Origin of the sequence: Pollutimonas nitritireducens (genome assembly GCF_002849615.1) — a bacterium.
GTDB lineage: Bacteria > Pseudomonadota > Gammaproteobacteria > Burkholderiales > Burkholderiaceae_B > Pollutimonas > Pollutimonas nitritireducens.
Window position 1 is genome coordinate 252,554 of the sequence record NZ_PDNV01000002.1, and the last position, 17,995, is coordinate 270,548.

16 protein-coding genes are annotated in these 17,995 nt (G+C 53.6%); 10 read left to right on the top strand and 6 right to left on the bottom strand.

The features are described 5' to 3' along the window. Nucleotides 1–4: 4 nt before the first annotated feature. Nucleotides 5–1,537: an acyl-CoA carboxylase subunit beta gene (locus CR155_RS03610; RefSeq protein WP_102068626.1), complete on the bottom strand. Its 1,533-nt coding sequence runs from the start codon at nucleotides 1,535–1,537 to the stop codon at nucleotides 5–7. 12 nt (nucleotides 1,538–1,549) lie between these two features. After that, nucleotides 1,550–2,626 (bottom strand): enolase C-terminal domain-like protein, encoded by a 1,077-nt coding sequence (locus CR155_RS03615; protein WP_102068627.1) that lies wholly within the window; start codon nucleotides 2,624–2,626, stop codon nucleotides 1,550–1,552. Nucleotides 2,627–2,712: 86 nt separating this feature from the next. Between CR155_RS03615 and CR155_RS03620 the strand changes: the two genes are divergently transcribed. Beyond that, a complete protein-coding gene (locus CR155_RS03620; RefSeq protein ID WP_158238230.1) occupies nucleotides 2,713–3,576 on the top strand; it encodes an HpcH/HpaI aldolase/citrate lyase family protein in 864 nt (287 codons plus the stop codon). Nucleotides 3,577–3,629: 53 nt separating this feature from the next. Here the strand turns inward: CR155_RS03620 and CR155_RS03625 are convergent, their stop codons facing one another. Further along, a complete protein-coding gene (locus tag CR155_RS03625) occupies nucleotides 3,630–4,376 on the bottom strand; it encodes a sulfite exporter TauE/SafE family protein (RefSeq protein WP_102068629.1) in 747 nt (248 codons plus the stop codon). Nucleotides 4,377–4,461: 85 nt separating this feature from the next. After that, on the bottom strand, nucleotides 4,462–5,487 hold the full coding sequence (locus CR155_RS03630; RefSeq protein WP_102068630.1) for a Bug family tripartite tricarboxylate transporter substrate binding protein: 1,026 nt from the start codon (nucleotides 5,485–5,487) through the stop codon (nucleotides 4,462–4,464). Nucleotides 5,488–5,727: 240 nt separating this feature from the next. Between CR155_RS03630 and CR155_RS03635 the strand changes: the two genes are divergently transcribed. The 3 genes from CR155_RS03635 to CR155_RS03645 are packed head-to-tail and all read left to right on the top strand — an operon-like array spanning nucleotide 5,728 to nucleotide 9,673. Beyond that, nucleotides 5,728–6,720 (top strand): Bug family tripartite tricarboxylate transporter substrate binding protein, encoded by a 993-nt coding sequence (locus CR155_RS03635; RefSeq protein WP_102068631.1) that lies wholly within the window; start codon nucleotides 5,728–5,730, stop codon nucleotides 6,718–6,720. A 10-nt stretch (nucleotides 6,721–6,730) separates the two neighbouring features. After that, nucleotides 6,731–8,071: an amidase gene (locus CR155_RS03640; RefSeq protein WP_102068632.1), complete on the top strand. Its 1,341-nt coding sequence runs from the start codon at nucleotides 6,731–6,733 to the stop codon at nucleotides 8,069–8,071. 6 nt (nucleotides 8,072–8,077) lie between these two features. Next, nucleotides 8,078–9,673, top strand: coding sequence for an amidase (locus CR155_RS03645; RefSeq protein WP_102068633.1), 1,596 nt, complete (start codon nucleotides 8,078–8,080; stop codon nucleotides 9,671–9,673). Nucleotides 9,674–9,781: 108 nt separating this feature from the next. On the opposite strand, the gene CR155_RS03650 is transcribed toward CR155_RS03645, so the two are convergent. Both CR155_RS03650 and CR155_RS03655 read right to left on the bottom strand, forming a co-directional pair. After that, complete coding sequence (locus tag CR155_RS03650) at nucleotides 9,782–11,161, bottom strand: acetyl-CoA carboxylase biotin carboxylase subunit (RefSeq protein WP_102068634.1); 1,380 nt, start codon at nucleotides 11,159–11,161, stop codon at nucleotides 9,782–9,784. Between the two features lie 10 nt (nucleotides 11,162–11,171). Next, a complete protein-coding gene (locus tag CR155_RS03655) occupies nucleotides 11,172–11,393 on the bottom strand; it encodes a biotin/lipoyl-containing protein (protein WP_102068635.1) in 222 nt (73 codons plus the stop codon). A 151-nt stretch (nucleotides 11,394–11,544) separates the two neighbouring features. Here CR155_RS03655 and CR155_RS03660 point away from each other — a divergent pair, with 151 nt between their 5' ends. The 6 genes from CR155_RS03660 to CR155_RS03685 all read left to right on the top strand — a co-directional run bounded on the left by CR155_RS03660 (nucleotide 11,545) and on the right by CR155_RS03685 (nucleotide 17,935). Beyond that, nucleotides 11,545–12,420 (top strand): HTD2 family dehydratase, encoded by an 876-nt coding sequence (locus tag CR155_RS03660; protein WP_102068636.1) that lies wholly within the window; start codon nucleotides 11,545–11,547, stop codon nucleotides 12,418–12,420. Between the two features lie 247 nt (nucleotides 12,421–12,667). Continuing rightward, nucleotides 12,668–13,510, top strand: coding sequence for an ABC transporter ATP-binding protein (locus CR155_RS03665; protein WP_233213879.1), 843 nt, complete (start codon nucleotides 12,668–12,670; stop codon nucleotides 13,508–13,510). Nucleotides 13,511–13,512: 2 nt separating this feature from the next. Continuing rightward, complete coding sequence (locus CR155_RS03670) at nucleotides 13,513–14,325, top strand: ABC transporter permease (protein ID WP_158238231.1); 813 nt, start codon at nucleotides 13,513–13,515, stop codon at nucleotides 14,323–14,325. Further along, a complete protein-coding gene (locus CR155_RS03675; RefSeq protein WP_102068638.1) occupies nucleotides 14,310–15,257 on the top strand; it encodes an alpha/beta fold hydrolase in 948 nt (315 codons plus the stop codon). The genes CR155_RS03670 and CR155_RS03675 overlap by 16 nt, the downstream gene beginning before the upstream one ends. A gap of 219 nt (nucleotides 15,258–15,476) precedes the next feature. After that, a complete protein-coding gene (locus CR155_RS03680; protein ID WP_158238232.1) occupies nucleotides 15,477–16,919 on the top strand; it encodes an amidase in 1,443 nt (480 codons plus the stop codon). A gap of 65 nt (nucleotides 16,920–16,984) precedes the next feature. Continuing rightward, nucleotides 16,985–17,935 (top strand): ABC transporter substrate-binding protein, encoded by a 951-nt coding sequence (locus CR155_RS03685; protein ID WP_158238233.1) that lies wholly within the window; start codon nucleotides 16,985–16,987, stop codon nucleotides 17,933–17,935. Nucleotides 17,936–17,995: the final 60 nt, after the last annotated feature.

A 17,995-nucleotide genomic window follows, 5' to 3' on the forward strand; every position in this document is an offset into this window, starting at 1 on the left:
ATAATTAAAAGCTGGTTGGCCAAGTGCGCATCATCCGGTCTCCAACCCCTCCGGATAGACGACGCTCCTGCACCTCGAGCATATTGATCATGAACTTGCGCGTCTCTTGTGGTTTCACGACATCGTGAGCTGAGAAAATCCTAGCCATGTCCCAGATTTCGAGATCCTTTTGAATATTCGCCAGGGCCTCTTCAAACCCTTCGTCCGCCGACGTTTTACTGTGAACAATATTGGTGGCGAAGACCGGATCCATAAAACTGACTTCCGCCATGGGCCATGCGATCATAGTGTCGTTATGGGCGCCTCCTCCCATGGCCACGTATGCTCGACCGTATGCCTTTCTGCACAACACCGTAATTTGCGGCACAGTTGTCAGGCACGTCGCATTCATAAAGTTCATGATCTGGCCGGGGGCGCCTTTGCGTTCCGCTTCTGTGCCGACCACGAATCCCGGCGTATCGACGAACCGGATGAGCGGTATGTTGAAACTGTCGCACAGAACTGTAAAGTCCACGGCCTTGCGACATGCTTCCGCCGATAGTGCACCACCGCCCGTAAGAGGATTATTAGCGATCACCCCGACCACGCGTCCATCAAGCCTTGCCAGACAGGTCACCAGCGACTTACCGAAGCGCGCCTTCAACTCCAACATGCTGCCCTTATCGAAAACGATTTCCAGAATTTTCTTCATGTTGTATACCTGCGTCCGACGCTCCGGCAAAATGTCCAGAATGGCGTCCTGGTCGGAGACAGCGTCATCGGCTACCACTGTCCGTGGGGAGAGCTCCTTGGCGTTGGAAGGCATGTAAGAAAGGAATTTCCGAATCGCCATCATCGCTTCTTCGTCAGTGTCAACGAAATAGTCGATAAGGCCTGTCTGCTCGGCGTGCAAGCGCCAGCCGCCTAGATCTTCCAGATTTACTTTCTCGCCAATCGCCATTGAGACCAGGCGTGGGCTCGAGACGGACATGATAGAGCCCTTCTTCATCACCGCGAAGTCGGAAACGCAGCAGAGCCACGCAGAAGAGCCAAACGACGTGTTAAGCGCAGAGGCAGCCCAGGGAACGTCACGGGTGCGGCGAAACTGAGTCGTATCATTCCCCAACATCTGTCCCATACCCTTCGAGCCCATTGCATCGGGCAAACGCGCGCCCGTGGACTCGCCAATATGAACGAATGGGATGCCGCGTTCGTTACATGTTTTGCGGATATAACCCATTTTCTTGGAGTTGGTGGTACTGGTGGACGCACCTTTAGTAGTGAAGTCATTCACCACGACTCCGGCGTGCCGACCATCGATTTTTCCGAATCCGACGATCTTGCCGTCGCGGGGAGTAACGTCCTTATCCTGTTCAAACGCCGAGGCGCCCAGCAGACCAACTTCGAAGAAGCTACCTGGATCGACCAGCTTGTCCAAGCGCTCTTGCGCATTGAGATCCCCAGACTCGCGGCGCTTTTCCAGCTTGCGCTCGCCTCCCATTTCGCAGGCGGCAGCGCGTCTTTCGTCCAGCTCTTTCAACAGCTCGCTATGTTTCATAAGCTTTGTTCCTTAATATTCGATAACGTGTTTTGCGACAGTAAGACGGTCTATCGCCTCTTCGTCAAGTGTGGGTCTGAAACCGGCCTTCAACTGAATACGCCCTCGGCTAAATGGCAGCGGATTACAGAAAAGCTTATCCTTATGCTTCAGGAACCCATTGAACTCACCTTTGGTCTTAATGAGCCGTGCCGCGACGGCTGCCTCCATCCAGTTATTAATTTCGCTCCCTAATCCATCACCCAAGACGGCCAGCATGTCGTGGTCGTGGACGCATTGGATTCCCTCAGCCAAGGCTTGCAAACTACCAAAGCGCTTCAGCTTGACCTTGCAGAAGCGCACGTTCGGAATAGTTGCCGCTCGCTCGATATCAGCGATGCTGCAGATGGGCTCATCAAGCATCAAGGGAACCTGACTCTCTCGCGCCACAGCCGCGTTGTCATCCCAGGAATCCGCCTCGCAAGGTTGTTCAAAAAGGTCTGCACCGGGGTACTTCAGTCCCTGAACAAACCGAATAGCGTCTTCTCTGGAATACGCGCGGTTTGCATCCAAACGAATCGTCGCGCGGCCGTCAAGTAGACGAAGGGTAAGGTTGGCCCGTTCGATGTCTGCCGCCACGTCTTTGCCCACTTTCACTTTGAAGGTAGTGAAACCTTCCGAGAGAAGCTGGCCCAGCTCGTGCTCTATCCCCGCCTCATCCATCGCATTAATCGGAACAATAAGCTCAAGTTCTGCATCGTCCTGAATATTCAGCCACTCACTTCTCTCCAAGGACTCAAACGCTGTCATGAGCAGCGTTGTTGCGACCTTGCTTCGGGCGAGTTGCGCCATAACATCGGTTTTGAACTCTTCGATGCTCTTCCCACGAAGTTCGGCGAGGCGTTGCTGACAGTAAGTCCACGCACCTTCTCGGGTTTCGGCACTCGAGCCCGGAGAGACGTGAGCATCGGAAAAGGATCGCCTGCCGTCAGCATGCTCAAGTTGCAGAACGAACGGCTCAAACTCTGTAAATGTGCGGTACGAAAGTCGATAAGGTTGGTAAAGCGGCAGCCGGAGCCACCGGAGCGTTGCTTTGGTTATGTCTCCCAATGTCTTTCCTTAGTGGTTGTCATTATCACCACTAAAGTTTAAACTATCACTAAATTAAACACAAGAGCATGAATATGGAGGAATCAATGAAACGATCGCTACGAAGTGTGCTGTATGTGCCGGGAATCAATGAAAAAGCAATGCGTAAGGCGGCGACCTTACCTGTAGACGCCATCGTGCTCGATCTTGAAGATAGTGTCCTGCATGAACGTAAAAGTGAAGCCAGGGATACGCTATCACGTTTCCTTACAGCTAATCGAAGCGGATTCCATGGCAAGTACGTCGTGGTGCGCGTCAACGGTCGCGACACCGAATTCTGGGACGACGATCTGGACATGGTCACTCCAGCTCGGCCAGACGCTGTACTACTGCCTAAAGTCATCGACCCTGACATTCCGCGGAACGCCCGGGAAAAGTTGAATAAGGGGGGATCCGAATCGACGGCAATCTGGTGCATGATTGAGAATCCCCTCGGGATTCTCAAGCTGGAGAGTATTGTCGAAAATGGGCGGGCGGATGGCGTGGAATGTCTCGTCCTGGGCACCAACGACCTTATTAAAGATAGTGATATTGACCCGGGCGAAGGGCGGAAAAATCTTATACCCTGGCTCGCACATGTCACTCTCGTGGCCAAGTCGTTCAATATTCAGGTTATTGACGGAGTGCTAAACAACATCCACGACCTTGACGCTTTGAAGGCGGAATCTGAAGTTGCCAAGGCGATGGGCATGAGCGGAAAAACGATCATCCATCCACTCCAAGTCGAAACCGTTAATCGCTGCTTTAGTCCGAGCGTTGAAGAGCTGGATCATTGGCGGCGGATTGTGCACGCTTATTCGCTGCCCGAGAATGTCGGTAAAGGGGTCATCAACCTCGACGGCGTTATGGTCGAGCGCCTTCATCTCGAGATCGCCAATAGACAACTACGAGATTACGGCTCTGATGTTTAGGTAAAAGGTAAAGCGGTGGATAGTGCCAGGTGCTAAGTACATCATTCACTGCCTTACCTCGCATAAAGATAAATTCCTTGCGCCAGGTAGGCGCCGCCGACCACCATAAGGATGGACTTAGTCCATCGTCGAAACTGAGTATCGGAAAGTCTATCTAGAATGGTGCGACTCAGCGTGGTTCCAGCGACTGCCATAAAAATGCAGAGTCCAAAAATCCACGTGTCCACGCCCTCGCCACTAAGGGTGTGTCCGATTTGGAGAAAGTAAATCAACTTCGCAAAGTGTGCCGCAGTCTGGCAGACAGCTTTGGTGGCAACAATTGTACGTCGATCAAACTCTGAACGAATGAAAAACGCATCCAGCACCGGTCCAGAAACGCCCGCCATGAACTGGAGCAAGACATTCAAGAAACCGCAAATCTCCGCACCAAACGGGCGGTCCGCCTGTGGAATTAGAGTGGGCGGTACCAACATAACCAAAAACGGCACGCAGCCGAGACAAATTAGGACAGTGGCACGGTCGGGCACGTAGCTCACAAAGAAAAAAAGCGCACAAGCAGCGAGCAAACCGCAAGTAAAACGCAGGAACACACGAAAATCTACGTAGCGCCGCCAAACAACACCGCGCCACCCATTCGACGTCATCTGTGTCACACCGTGCAGCACCATAGCCGTCGGCACGGGCAGGACGAGCAAGAGTGCACCCATCAAAATCATCCCCCCCGCCATGCCGAAAGCGCCCGAGATAAAGCCCGCGACCAGCACCGAAGCACCGATAAATATAGTAACGAATACGTTCATATACGCCAATAAATATAGAAACTAGTAGCAGAGGTACATGCGGTTCATATCCAGTCGCAGTCCAAACCTAAGTGAGTCGGCACGCCTACAACCCAAGGGTCCCGGCCAACGTTTGCCATTTTTTGTTTTCTTGCCGCATTAGAGCGGAGAGTTCCTCGGAACTACTGCTTCTCGGCACCAAGGCCAGTCGCTCAATGGCGGCGCGACTTCCGCTCGACGACACGACCTCTTCGACAGCCGCTTGTAACCGGGTAATGACGCGACGATCCAATCCCGCGGGTGCCATCAAAGCGTACCAAGCGCCCCCAACCAATTCCGGAAATCCGCTCTCAGTCGTGGTCGGAACGCCCTCCATGCCCTTGACCCGATCCGGCGCCGCCATCGCGAGCGCCTTCAAGTTGCCAGCATCGATGAAGCTGCGCGCGACAAGAGGAGGCACAAACGCATAATCAATATGCCCGGCCACGAGATCACTCACCGTAGCGGACATACCCTTATAGGGCACGTGGGTCACTTGGATTCCGGCCTCACTGTTCAGCTGCTCGCCTAGCAGATGGCTTGACGTGCCTGTGCCTGAAGAACCGAAATTGGCCGCTCCAGGGTTCGCCTTCACATACTCGACAAGCTCTGAGAGCGAGCTCGGCGGAAAGCCGGGACGAGCAACTACTACGTACGGCCCTCTTGCAACCTGCGATATCGGTTGCAGGTCTGTAAACGGGTCGTACTGCATCGACTCAAGAATCACCGGCGCGATAGTAAGCTCTGGATCCGATGCGAAAAGAAGTGTGTAGCCATCGGGCGGCGCCTTACTCACTAAATTTGCAGCCACCGTTCCTCCCGCGCCTGGTTTGTTCTCCACAAGGAAGGGTGTACCCAATGCAGCACTAAGCTGCTCAGCAACGAGTCGAGACAACACGTCGGTTCCGCCGCCAGGCGAATAGCCGACGATGAACCGAACCGGCCGCCCCTGCTCGGGCCATTCCGAGGCGTGCGCGGCCATTCCGATGCCGGCAGTGGCAAGAGAAGCAACAATTAAGGAAAAGGCTGCCGAGAGAAACCGGGACCGCGAGGTGTTGTGAAGATGTTGCGGATAGCGTTGAACGAAGCGCATTTCAGGGTCTCCTCCTATGATTAGAAAGGCGAAAGGCCGGGTTACTTTCGCTTTTAGGCGTCTTATTTGCAACCACTAGCTGCCTGCATACTAAATCAATAACCGCTCCGCGACAATCAGCACTTCAATGAGCTGACAGGCCGGCCTGCAAAACAGTGGCTCGCTACAAAAATCTTGACACTCTGCTAGCGCTTCAATAGAGTAGTGATAAATACAACCACTATTTATTGGAGACAAATTATGCTCGCTTCATTGTCCCAGGCTTGTCTAATCGCGCGCGCCCTCGCCGTGTGCGCCGTCCTTGCTATGACGATACAGGCGCCTGTCAGTGCAGCGGAATGGCCAACCAAACCGGTGACAATCATCGATCCGTACTCAGCCGGAGGCACGACCGACTTTATCGCACGGGTTCTTGCAAAGCACCTTAGCGAAACACTGAATCAGTCGTTCGTCGTGGAAAACAGGGGCGGAGCGGGCGGCACTATCGGCACAGCCCGCATGGCTCAATCGGTTCCGGACGGCCACACGCTGCTGATCAACAATATGAGCATTGCTTTCAGCAAGGCGCTGTATCCCAGCCTTCCGTATGACACTGAGACCGACATAGCGCCAGTCGCCTTGATCGGCAGCACACCGACTATCTTGGCAGTCGCAAACTCGGTAAAGGCGGATTCAATTAAAGATCTCATCTCAATGGCCAAGACTGCCCCGGAAAGTCTGAATTTCGGTTCTGCAGGCATCGGAAGCACCGGACATATGGCTATGGTAGCTCTGCAGAGGACTGCTGATATCGAGATACAACACATCCCATACAAAGGAGCCGGCCAGGCGCTGACCGATCTCATCGGCGGGCGCATTGCCATCATGATGAACACGATTACGCCAATGGTCTCGAACGTAAAATCAGGGTCTATTCGCGGCCTTGCTAGTTCAGGCAGCTCTCGCTCCGCGGCACTGCCCGACGTCCCCACTGTGGCCGAATCCGGCTTACCAGGATTCTCGTATGCGCCCTGGTTCGCCTTCTTCGCACCGGCTGGTACCCCTCCAGATGTCGTCCAGAAAATTCATGCCGCAATCTACGAGGCTGTCGCAGACCCGGAAGTTTCGGCCAAGCTCTCCCAGCAAGGTATCGAACTCGAACGCATGAGCGTGGAGGAGTTTAAGACCCGTTACCATTCCGACATCGAGGAATGGACCGCGACGATTCATGAACTTGGCATAAAACTTCAATAGCGCTGCTTGTATGGAAAAGTTAGAACCTGCAGCCAAGAACCCCAGCTGGATGCCTGGGGTTGCGCTCGGCGCGTGTGCGATTCGAGCTCACCTCGAATCGCGTGCATTTGACACCAAAACACTGATTTCAAGCCTGCTCGAAAAAATCAGACAGCATGAGCCAGTTACGCAAGCCTGGGAATGGCTGGACGAGGCTCAAGCGATATCTTCGGCGCGCGATCGGGACACGCAGTACGCAGCGAGTCTAGCCCGCCCCCTGGAAGGTATCCCTTTCGGCATCAAAGATATCATCGAAACCCAGGGGGTGCCCACGCGAATGGGGTCACCGCTATTCGCCGACTACGTACCTGAAGAATCTGCGCCCGTGATCCGCGCCCTTGAAGACGCCGGCGCAATTATCCTTGGCAAAACTGTCACTACAGAGTTTGCTACTCAGTGTCCCGGCAAGACTCGCAACCCTTGGAATCAGGCTTATAGCCCTGGGGGTTCGTCTAGTGGGTCAGCGGCGGCAGTGGCGGCCGGTTTTGTACCTGCAGCCCTAGGAACACAGACGCGTGGATCAACTATTCGGCCGGCCGCGTTCTGTGGCGTCGTCGGATATAAACCCACGCTGGGCGCGATATCGACGTCCGGAATATTCCCTACGAGCGTTACACTCGACCATGTTGGGATATTCGCTCGCTCGGTCGAGGACATTTCGTTAATCTCGTCGGTCTGTGTACCTGATTCCAACGCCCTAGCACCCGCTCCAGGCAAGCCGCCTATTTTGGCGTTCGTGAAATCTCCATACTGGTCACGCGCTGAGCCCCCACAGCGGCGTTGCATTGAAGCGGCTCTACAGAGTTTCACAGCGGCAGGAGCACAGGTAAAACACGTTGAGCTACCACCGGCGTTTGATGGGGCGCTCAATGCTATCAACCAAATTCAGCGTTTTGAGCTTTTTCAGCTGCACGGTAACCGGCTCGAGGATTGGAGACCCGCCTTGAGCCGGCAATTTCTGGACTACATGGAATCGGGCAGACGCATAACTGTGCCCCAGTATCGGGAAGCATTGGCGTACCGCGACAAGCTCATTGGAATGTATGACGACATCATTAGCCCATTCTCCGCAGTCGTGACTCCCCCTGCAAATGGCGAAGCTCCGGAAGGGTTGACGACAACAGGTGACGCGACATTTTGTGTGATCTGGACGCTTTGCGGTGCGCCCGCTATATCGCTGCCTGCCGGACGTGGCCCTCACGGTTTACCGCTTGGCATCCAGTTGGTCGGACATCGGCACTATGACGGATCCCTACTTCAGACCGCGCTCTGGTGCGAAGCTGTGCTGCAACGCAGTCAATGCATCTACTGAATCACCATGACGGAACTCCACGACCTCACAATCGCTCAAGCGAGCTCGGCCATTGCGAAGCGGGAAATTTCTCCCGTCGATCTCACGCGCGCGCTCATTGAGCGCATCACAGATTACGATGGTGGCATCCATTCGTTCATAACGCTGACGCCGGGCTTGGCATTACAGCAAGCCAAGAACGCCGAGCGCGAGATTTTCCGGGGAAATCGACGAAGCGCGCTGTGTGGAATCCCATTTGCCCTGAAAGATGTCTATGACACGGCCAGCATTCGGACAACCGGCCACTCCAAGGTTTTCCAAAACAGAGTACCGAACGAGGACTCTGAATGCGCCCGCCGGCTGCTTGCGGCCGGCGGCATATTAATGGGAAAGCTTGCCACACATGAAATGGCACACGGCGGGCCATCGTTCGATCTGCCCTGGCCTCCGGCACGAAACCCGTGGAGTACGAGCTGCTTTACTGGCGGGTCCAGTAGCGGCAGTGGCGCGGCTATCGCAGCACGGTTTATACCAGCTGCATGTGGCACGGACACAGGAGGGTCCATCCGAGGGCCCGCGTCTCTTTGTGGGATTTCCGGCTTCATGCCGACTGCAGGCGTGATCAGCCGCCTAGGGGTCATTCCAAATTCTTTTACGTTCGATCGTTGCGGTCCTATGGCGAGGACCGTAGAAGACTGTGCTCTTCTCATGCAGGCTCTCGCAAGCCGCTGCGCCACTACGAATTCTCCACCCGGTTCGGATCCCGATACCGACTATACGACTGCGTTGTTGCCTCATCTAAAAGGAAAACGTATAGGGGTGGTCAGAGCTTACTGGGAGGAAGAGACGCAACAGTCACCAGAAGTCATCGTAGCGATAGAAGAAGCACTCTCGACGCTGAAAGGACTTGGTGCTGAAGTCGAAGACGCGTCTTGGCTCCCGCTTCGTGACGCCCTCGACGTGAAAATAGGGATAGGTCAACCGGAAATTTTTTCCGTTCATGCTGAAGCACTACGTCGAGACCCCAGCCAGTTCGGGGCCGATTTCCAACAGAGAGTATTGCCTGCATGCCTCTTCACCGCTCGCGATCTTTTGAACGCACGGCTGGCACACCAGCAAATGAAGTTAGTCGCGCTCGAGGCTTTCGAGCGGTACGACGCGCTGGTTACCATTTCGCAGGGAAGGGCTCCACTGCTGGCCGCTCATAAACCGATCGACTACTGGCGTCGCCTTAACACCTATGCACCGGCCAATGTTTCCGGTGGGCCGGCTCTGGTCGTCTGCGCCGGCTTTTCAGACGGCCTACCCGTGGGGATGCAAATTATTGGCAAGCCACATGGTGACCTTGATGTGTTACGAATAGGGTACGCGTTTCAGCAGGCGACCCATTGGCACCTGCGCAGCCCGTTACTTTCGCAGCCAGAGAATAGCCCAGGCGTTGCTTTTTTTAACGGCGCGGAGGGCCAGCCCCGCGAACCGGACTCGGCCCTGTCCATCCTATGCGAACAAGCAGCTTTACGTGCCGGCCTGCCCGTCAATGAAAAGCTGATAGAAACGCTGTCTCGCGCGGCCCCTTTTGTATTCGCAATGTCTAGGCGCCTGGCAACACGGAAATCGCTGTAGACGAAGCGGTGACGGCGCAGCAGCTCTACGAAGCTGCGCCGAATTAATGGAATGCTGACCACAGTGGCACTAGCATTCCTTAGCCATCCGCGCCGGCTTGCCCAGCTTCTATGCGACCTTCGACTGTGCTTGCAGCAAGGTGGACTTGTGCTCTTCGACAAATCCGGTGCTGACCTGCCCTGAGCGGAAAGCCGTGTGCTCCATGCAGGAGATGAGGAAGTCAAGATTCGTTTTGATACCTTGCACCCTTACTTTTGCCAGAGCGCCAAGCATTGCTTCGATTGCATCTGCCCTATCCGCACCGTAAGCGATGATTTTAGCGATCATAGGATCATAGAAAGGCGTAATTTCGCCTCCCTGCTCATATCCGGTTTCAATTCGGATCCGTTCGGAGTCGACCTCCGCCAAGTCAAATAAACTCAACTTACCCGGGGAAGGCATGAAGTTCTTCTCGGGGTTCTCAGCGTACAGCCGGCATTCGATCGCGTGACCGCTCTGCTGGATCTCGTCTTGCGTCATGGCCTGCAGCTCTCCTCCAGCGTACTGGAGCTGCATGGCGACAAGGTCCAGACCGGTAATCATTTCGGTCACAGGATGCTCGACTTGGATCCGCGTATTCATCTCCAGGAAGAAGAACTCTCCAGTATTCACATCGAAAATGAACTCAACCGTTCCTGCGCCCTGATATCCTACGGATACGGCGAGGTTAATCGCAGCTTTCTGCATTTCCTGGCGGACTTCCATTGGGATGTCAGGCGCCGGTGCCTCTTCAATGATCTTCTGAAAGCGACGCTGTAGTGAGCAGTCGCGCTCATACATATGAACCGCGGTCGTATCGAAGCCAAAGACCTGCACTTCCACGTGGCGCGCACAAGGAATGAACCGCTCTAAGAAGATGTGATCGCTCCCGAATGCCGCCTTGGCTTGCGACTGCGTCGCCGCAGCAGCTTCGACGAGTTTCGACGGCTCGAAAACCTGACGCATTCCTATACCGCCCCCTCCGGCGGCCGCCTTCACGAGTAGCGGAAATCCAATGCGCTCGGCTTCTGCAAGAAGCACTTCCGGATTGCTCGCATCCATTCGGCCGGTGCCGGGAACCACTGGCACCCCTGCCCTTATCGCGAGGTCCCTCGCATTCTGTTTGTGCCCCATTGCTTGGATCGATTCAGGACGAGGTCCAATCCAGGCCAAGCCGTCGGAAATGACTGCTGCCGCAAAGTCGTAGTTCTCGGCAAGAAAGCCGTAGCCAGGATGCACTGCGTCTGCTCCAGTCTGACGGGCGGCATCCAGGATCTTTGCGCCGTCCAAGTAACTGAGCGTACTTCGTGAAGGTCCGATATGCACGCTTTCGTCGGCCATACGGACGTGCGGGGAGGCGGCATCCGCATCCGAATAGACGGCAACGGAGGCAACGCCTAGTTTCCGACACGCGCGGATGACACGGCAGGCGATCTCTCCCCTGTTAGCGATCAGTATTTTCTTAAGCATCTTGCTCTCCTCAAACCTCGATGCGGGCTACGACAGTCCCCTCAGTAACTGTATCCCCCTCTTGAATCAGGATCTCCTTCACGGTGCCGCTCTCTACAGCCACCACGGGGATTTCCATCTTCATGGATTCCAAGATCATGATCGGTTCGTCTTCCCCTACTTGCGAACCGACTTGTTGAACGATCTTCCATACGTTACCCGTTATCTCGGTCTTGATATCAATTATTGCCATGTTCTCCGTCCTGTCCTGTATATCGATAGTGTTTTATTTGTCTCTAGTAGGCGGCTAGGATACTGATCCGCCCCCGCCAGCGTGCTTGACAACTATCATATCTAAAATCTATAGTAGTTGCAATCACAACAACGAAATCCGGAGAAACTCGGTGACTGCTACTAAAGAGCTGGATAAACACAACACGACAGGCAAGATTGAAGACTGGCAGGGCCGGCAAAGCACAACGACAGAAGTTATAGAGAAGTGGCCGCTCAATGGCCTTGGCAGCCTTATTGACGGCCGTTCCAACATATCGGCCGTTGACTCTTCGGGCGCGGTGCATCCCTGCGGCCATTGGCTTTACTTCGTCCCAGTCGTTGCGCAATCCGAGATAGACGCGGACGGACATCCTAAAAGGGGCGGCTTTATTCCTCCCCTACCGCACGCGCGGCGCATGTGGGCCAAAAGCGTCATCACGTACCACGACGATCTGCTCGTCGGAGAACAAATTCATAAAACAGCGACGATTTCTAGTATTGAGCGAAAAACAGGCAAATCCGGTGAACTGGTTTTTCTTGGCATCAATAATCAGTATTCGCAGGAAGGCCGCATCCTCCGAGAGGAAGAGCAAACCATTGTCTACAGAGACCATCAAGATTACGACGACAACATATTCACACTGAAAGCTAAAGCGGCCGCCGACTGGTCGTTCTCAGGAAAGCTCAGCTCCACCGAACTGTTCCGCTATTCTGCTGTGACTTTTAACGGACATCGTATTCACTACGATGCCGACTATACGCGGGAGGTAGAGAAGTATCCGGCGATCATCGTACAAGGTCAGCTAATAGCAACGCTGGTGTTAAGTCACGCTCTGGCAGCGGCAGGAGTAAACCGATGCAAGCGCTTTACTTTTAAGGCAGTCAAGCCGCTTTTCGTGGACCGACCATTCCTGATCGAAGGTATGCGACTTTTCGAAGGAAAAATAGAGGCTTGGGCTCGAGAGAAAGACGGGCGGGTCAATATGCTTGCTGAGATCGTCTTATAGAGACAGGTGACCTTTTCGGCCGGCCAATGAAACGCCAGCTTTTACGCCCCCACCGGCTCCGACTCACAACGCCATTACACGCTCTCTCGCGATAAACAATTCACGCAACACTGATCAAGCAGCGCATCTAATAGTAGTTGTAGTTGCTGCCACTTTGAAATACCATTCCTATGATCAACCAAGCCTAATGCTTGGCACACCATCCTTACAACTATCGGCAAATACAAGTTGAAGGCAAGGAGACAAGATGAGTGTGATTGAAGAATATAGAGGCGGCCCTGCCGTTTCTATGGCCACCGATTCGCAAGAAAGCTCCCATAGCGATGCGGCGGCTATAAGCATTCAAGGTGTGGAGGTTCGCTACGGCGAGTTACTAGCCTTACAAAAGGTTAATCTGCACATTCAGCCCCGGGAATTTATATGCTTGCTAGGCCCATCCGGCTGCGGCAAAACGACGCTTCTGAATGTTATTGCAGGCTTCGTGCACCCCACGAATGGACGGGCGCTCACGTACGGGCGTGCCATCGAAGAGCCCGGCCCTGACCGAGGAATGGTATTCCAAGAGTACGGCTTGTTCCCCTGGCTGACTGTCAGGAAAAATATTCAGTACGGACCTAAGCTTAAGGGCAGCTGCAGCACAGAGCTGGACGAGATTGCAAATAAATACAGCAAGATGGTAGGCCTTGAGCGATTTTGCGACAGCTACCCAGGCCAATTATCTGGCGGGATGCGGCAGCGCGCAGCTATTGCGCGAGCGTTGGCCAATCAACCAAACATCCTGCTCATGGATGAGCCCTTTGGCGCGCTGGACGCTATGACACGGCAGTCTCTCCAAGAAGAACTTTTACAAATTTGGGAACTTGAGCGTAAGACCTTGGTGTTCGTTACGCACAGCATTGCCGAAGCGGTTTTTCTTGCTGACAAAATTATTGTGATGTCTGCCCACCCTGGAAGAATCGAACACATTGTCGATAACACTATCGCGCGTCCCAGAAATCGAACGGCCGACGCACACTTTCAGATGTGTCGCCATATTGAACTGCTTTTCCAGGGAGCAGGCAAATGCGGCAACACACGTCCGGGAGAGTGAAAGTGACAGGTAACAGCGGCAATGGATTAGTTCCTAAGGCCACATTGGCTCACAGGGACACAATGGGAATGGGGCAGACTTCACTGGCCTTCCTTTCAATCAGCATCGTGCTTGTCCTGTGGTCAGCAGCAAGTCACTTTGGCTTGCTTAATGCCACCCTCGTTCCCTCCCCGCTGGACGTAGCCAGGTCGGCCCTTGTAGCCATACGCGACGGAACACTGCTACACAACACAACTGTCAGTATCGGCAGGGTGCTCGTGGGATTTTTTCTAGCCCTGATCATTGCCATTCCTGCCGGTATGCTAATGAGCATGTCGCGATTAATTCAAGGCATGACAGAGCCGCTCGTCGAACTACTAAGGCCTATCCCTCCGATTGCACTCATTCCCCTGGCTATCCTCTGGTTTGGTATTGGCGAAGCGTCCAAAGTCGCCATCATTGCTTACGGCGCCTTTTTCCCAATTTTTGTTAGCACACTCGCCGGCTTTCGTGATGCCGACCCTGTGCACATCGGAGCCGCACGTACGCTCGGCGCAAACCGCTACGAGGTATTTCGCGATGTCGTGTTGCCAACTGCTTACCCACAAATAGTGACCGGCGCCCGTCTAGGAATGAGCATGGCATTTATTGTCTTGGTAGCGGCTGAGCTGATCGCCTCAAGCGCCGGCTTGGGCCACATGATTAATTACGGACGCATTACCTTCAGAACCGATGAAATCTTCGTCGGTATTTCCACAATTGGCATTCTTGGCTTTGCACTAAACAAGGGACTGCTCGTATTGGAAAGGAGAATTGTTCGATGGAAATTTCTATGATACGGACCTCACAACAGCAGACCGACGACGCTGTTCGCACCGGATATTTTACGTGTGAAGATGGCGTACGCCTCTATTACGAAGACATTGGTAAAGGTGCTCCTATCATCTTTGCTCATGAATTTGCAGGTGATATGCGCATCTGGGCGCCTCAGGTCAGCTATTTTTCGCGTGATTTCCGCGTGGTTACATTTAATGCTCGTGGTTACCCCCCTTCTGACGTGCCCACAGACCCATCACTCTATAGCCTTGACATCGCAGTACGTGATATCGCCACACTTATTAAGCATCTAGATCTAGGTAACGCGCATGTCGTCGGCTTCTCAATGGGTTCATTTGCTGCTTTGTTCCTAGGATTACGCTATCCGGATCTGGCGCGCTCAGTGACCCCCGTTTGTTGCGGCTATGGCGCCGAGAAGGCCTGGGGCGCCATTCATAAAAGCAACTTCCTGGAACTTGCAGGTTTACTGGAAAACGATGAGACGGCCGACCAAGCCTCTGATCGTTACGCCAATGGGGCGACCCGGATGCAGTACAAACAAAAAGACCCAAAAGGCTGGGCAGAGTTTGCATTGCAGTTCAGACAGCTTTCTCGTAAGGGGCGGGCCATGACGTTACGCCATGTTCTGGCCACTCGACCTTCTATTTACGAATTTGCGGACGATTTCAAGAACATGGAAGTACCCGTGCTGCTGATAACCGGCGATGAAGACGAGCAAACACTTCAACCCGGCTTTTTCCTGAAAAAACATATCCCGAATCTGGGTCTTTGTGTGCTGCCACGATGTGGTCACACTGTCCACCTGGAAGAGCAAGGTGTTTTCAATAGCATTTTGTACGATTTTATTTCATCCATCGAAATGAACACATGGAAACCGCGTGCGCCAGGCTCGTTCGCCACGGCGCACTATCTGGAGCCCGATCAGGCTTAAGCGCACAAGGAAACATCTCCCGCATCATGACCACTAATTCTGATTCCTCGTTAGACACGTCGGTTATCACGAGCTACCCGTCCGATCCCCAACGTTGTCAAAAAATCGCTCGCCGCACAACGCAACTTAGCGAGCGAGTGGCAATATTGGCCGAACAACTCTCGTTAGATCATGAGCCATGGGGCTACACCGAAAAACTGCTTCACTTCGGAAAAGACCATGAGCGAGAATGATGATCTGCTCGCTCTAACTATTTCAGAGATATTTCCGCTGTTGATTCGTGGCGATATATGCGCGACAGGGTTGGTAGATGCAAGTCAAAAACGCATACATCAGCTAAACCCTACGCTGAATGCTGTGCTGAGCCTCCGACAGGCCGCGTCCAGCGAAGCTCAGGCTATCGACAAATTCCTTGAAGGCCAGACCCGCACCGCCCCCCTGGCCGGTATACCGCTGGCCCACAAAGACATGTTTTACAGAAAGGGCGAAACCAGCACGTTCGGCGCCCATGAGGCATTCTGGAAAACAGGAGTTACCACTTCCACTGTCAAAACTAAACTGGATGATAGTCTTGCGGTTGATGTCGCAACGTTACACATGGCCGAGTTTGCCTCCGGTCCCACAGGCGAGAATATCCATCACGGGCGATGCCTAAACCCATGGTCCATCGAGCATCTGAGCGGGGGCTCTTCAAGCGGTTCCGCAGTCGCCGTTGCCAGCAGAATGGTTTATGGCTCAATTGGCTCGGATACGGGTGGGTCGATACGAGTACCTTCTGCGCTATGTGGTGTCACCGGCCTGAAGCCTACGACAGGTCGTGTAAGCCGCTACGGAGCCATGGCCAGGGCCTGGACACAGGACAGTATCGGACCCATCGCGCGCTCAGCGGAAGATTGCGGCTTGTTGCTCGAAGCAATCACCGGCCCTGATCCTCGAGACCCCTTGTCCGCACTGAACGCCCCAAATCTTACTCTCCAAATGAGTCCTGATCGAGTGATTCACATTGGTGTACTCGACGCTCTTATGGCAGAGGCCGACAGCGACGTACTACGTTGTGTCAGTAACGCAATAAAGGATCTCTCGAGCAAAAACTTCCAGATTAAATCAGCCAACTGGGCGGATATTGAGAATGTTCAAGCGCTCGCTGAACTGACTCATAAAGCAGAATCAACGGCACTGCATGATCACTCAGTCAGAAAGTCACCTGATAAATACAGCGAGGCTATTCGACGACGATTTGAAGAAGGCACGATGATTTCAGCCGTACGTTACCTCCAAGCCCATTCGATGCGTTCGTTGATGACAGAACAGTTCGTGCGAGACGTCATGAAATCCTGTGATGTGATTGCAATTCCGACGGTGGCCTGCGTGGCTCCTGCAGCGCTGACCCTGACACGCGGCATTGACGGGAACGAACAATTGTTAGGTCGCTTGACCCGCTTCACCAGACCCTTTAACTACCTGGGCCTACCGGCTTTGACTATTCCTTGTGGATTTGGCCTTGGTAGCCTTCCTGTGGGGCTGCAATTAATCGGGCGTCCATTCGATGAAGCAATGCTGCTTTATGTTGGCCGCTTCTATCAAACTATTACTGATTGGCACAAACATAAGCCAAATCCACCGTCCGTCGCGTGCGGCCAAAATCATGGCTCATCGGCGTAACATCACCCAGGAGATTAACCATGTTGCAATCAATCTTGTCCCTTGCGCTTAGCATGTGCGTACTCATGACAACCAGCTATGTCAACGCAGCCACGGTCAACGTTGGAACATCCAGAGATCCAAACAATGGAGCACAAGTGCTTATTGCAGAACAGAAAGGATTCTTCGAAGCCGCCGGGCTCGATGTGTCTGTAAAGTACTTTCCCTCCGGAGGTGACCTCATGAGCGCCTTTGTTGGTGGCAGTATTGATTACGGCAGCTCCGGTGCGATTCCCATACTCACAGTACGCGCTCGTCCATTTCCCTTAAAAGTCATCGCTCAGATGTCGGATATTTCCGGTGCACAGCATCTGATAGTCAAAGAGGGTACGAAAAGCCTCGACGAGCTTAAGGGTAAGAAAATTGGCGTCATGCTGGGTACCGCGTCCGAGGCGTTCTATAAAGTCATCATCGAGAAATATGAGCTGGACGCCGACAGTCTGACCGTCGTCAACATGGACCCGACTGATATGACCACAGCATTTATCCGGGGCGACGTAGAAGCCATCGTGCTTTGGGAGCCAGTCGCCACCAACGCTCGTAAGTTGGGCAAAGGAAAAACGCTAATCAGCGCCACCAACGACTATCGCGGCGCCACACCCGAAGCCAAGCGAATATATGGCGATCACAGCCTCCTGTTTGCCAACGAAAAAACCATTGAGAGTCAACCAGAAGTAGCCTCCGCAATGATTGAGGCCCTCAAAAAGGCGTCTGAGTTCATCCAGAATAATCGTGATGAGGCCGTTGCCATCATGGCAAAAACCTACGTACTACAGCCACACGAAATGAATGCCATTCTCGATATGAATAAGTATTCACTGGAAATCAGCGATCAGCTCATCAGCGACCTGGAAGTGTTGACAGACTTTCTCGTCACGAGCAAGCGCATAAAGAAGGAGACAGATCCGCGCCAGATGATCGATACATCTGTCCTGAAAAAAGTCGACGCCGCTTTGGTGACTTGCTCTGGCTGCTAGCCCATTAAGATGGTGACCCCCCACCGCTACACCCCTTGGTAAGTCGAGTCTAAATAGTAT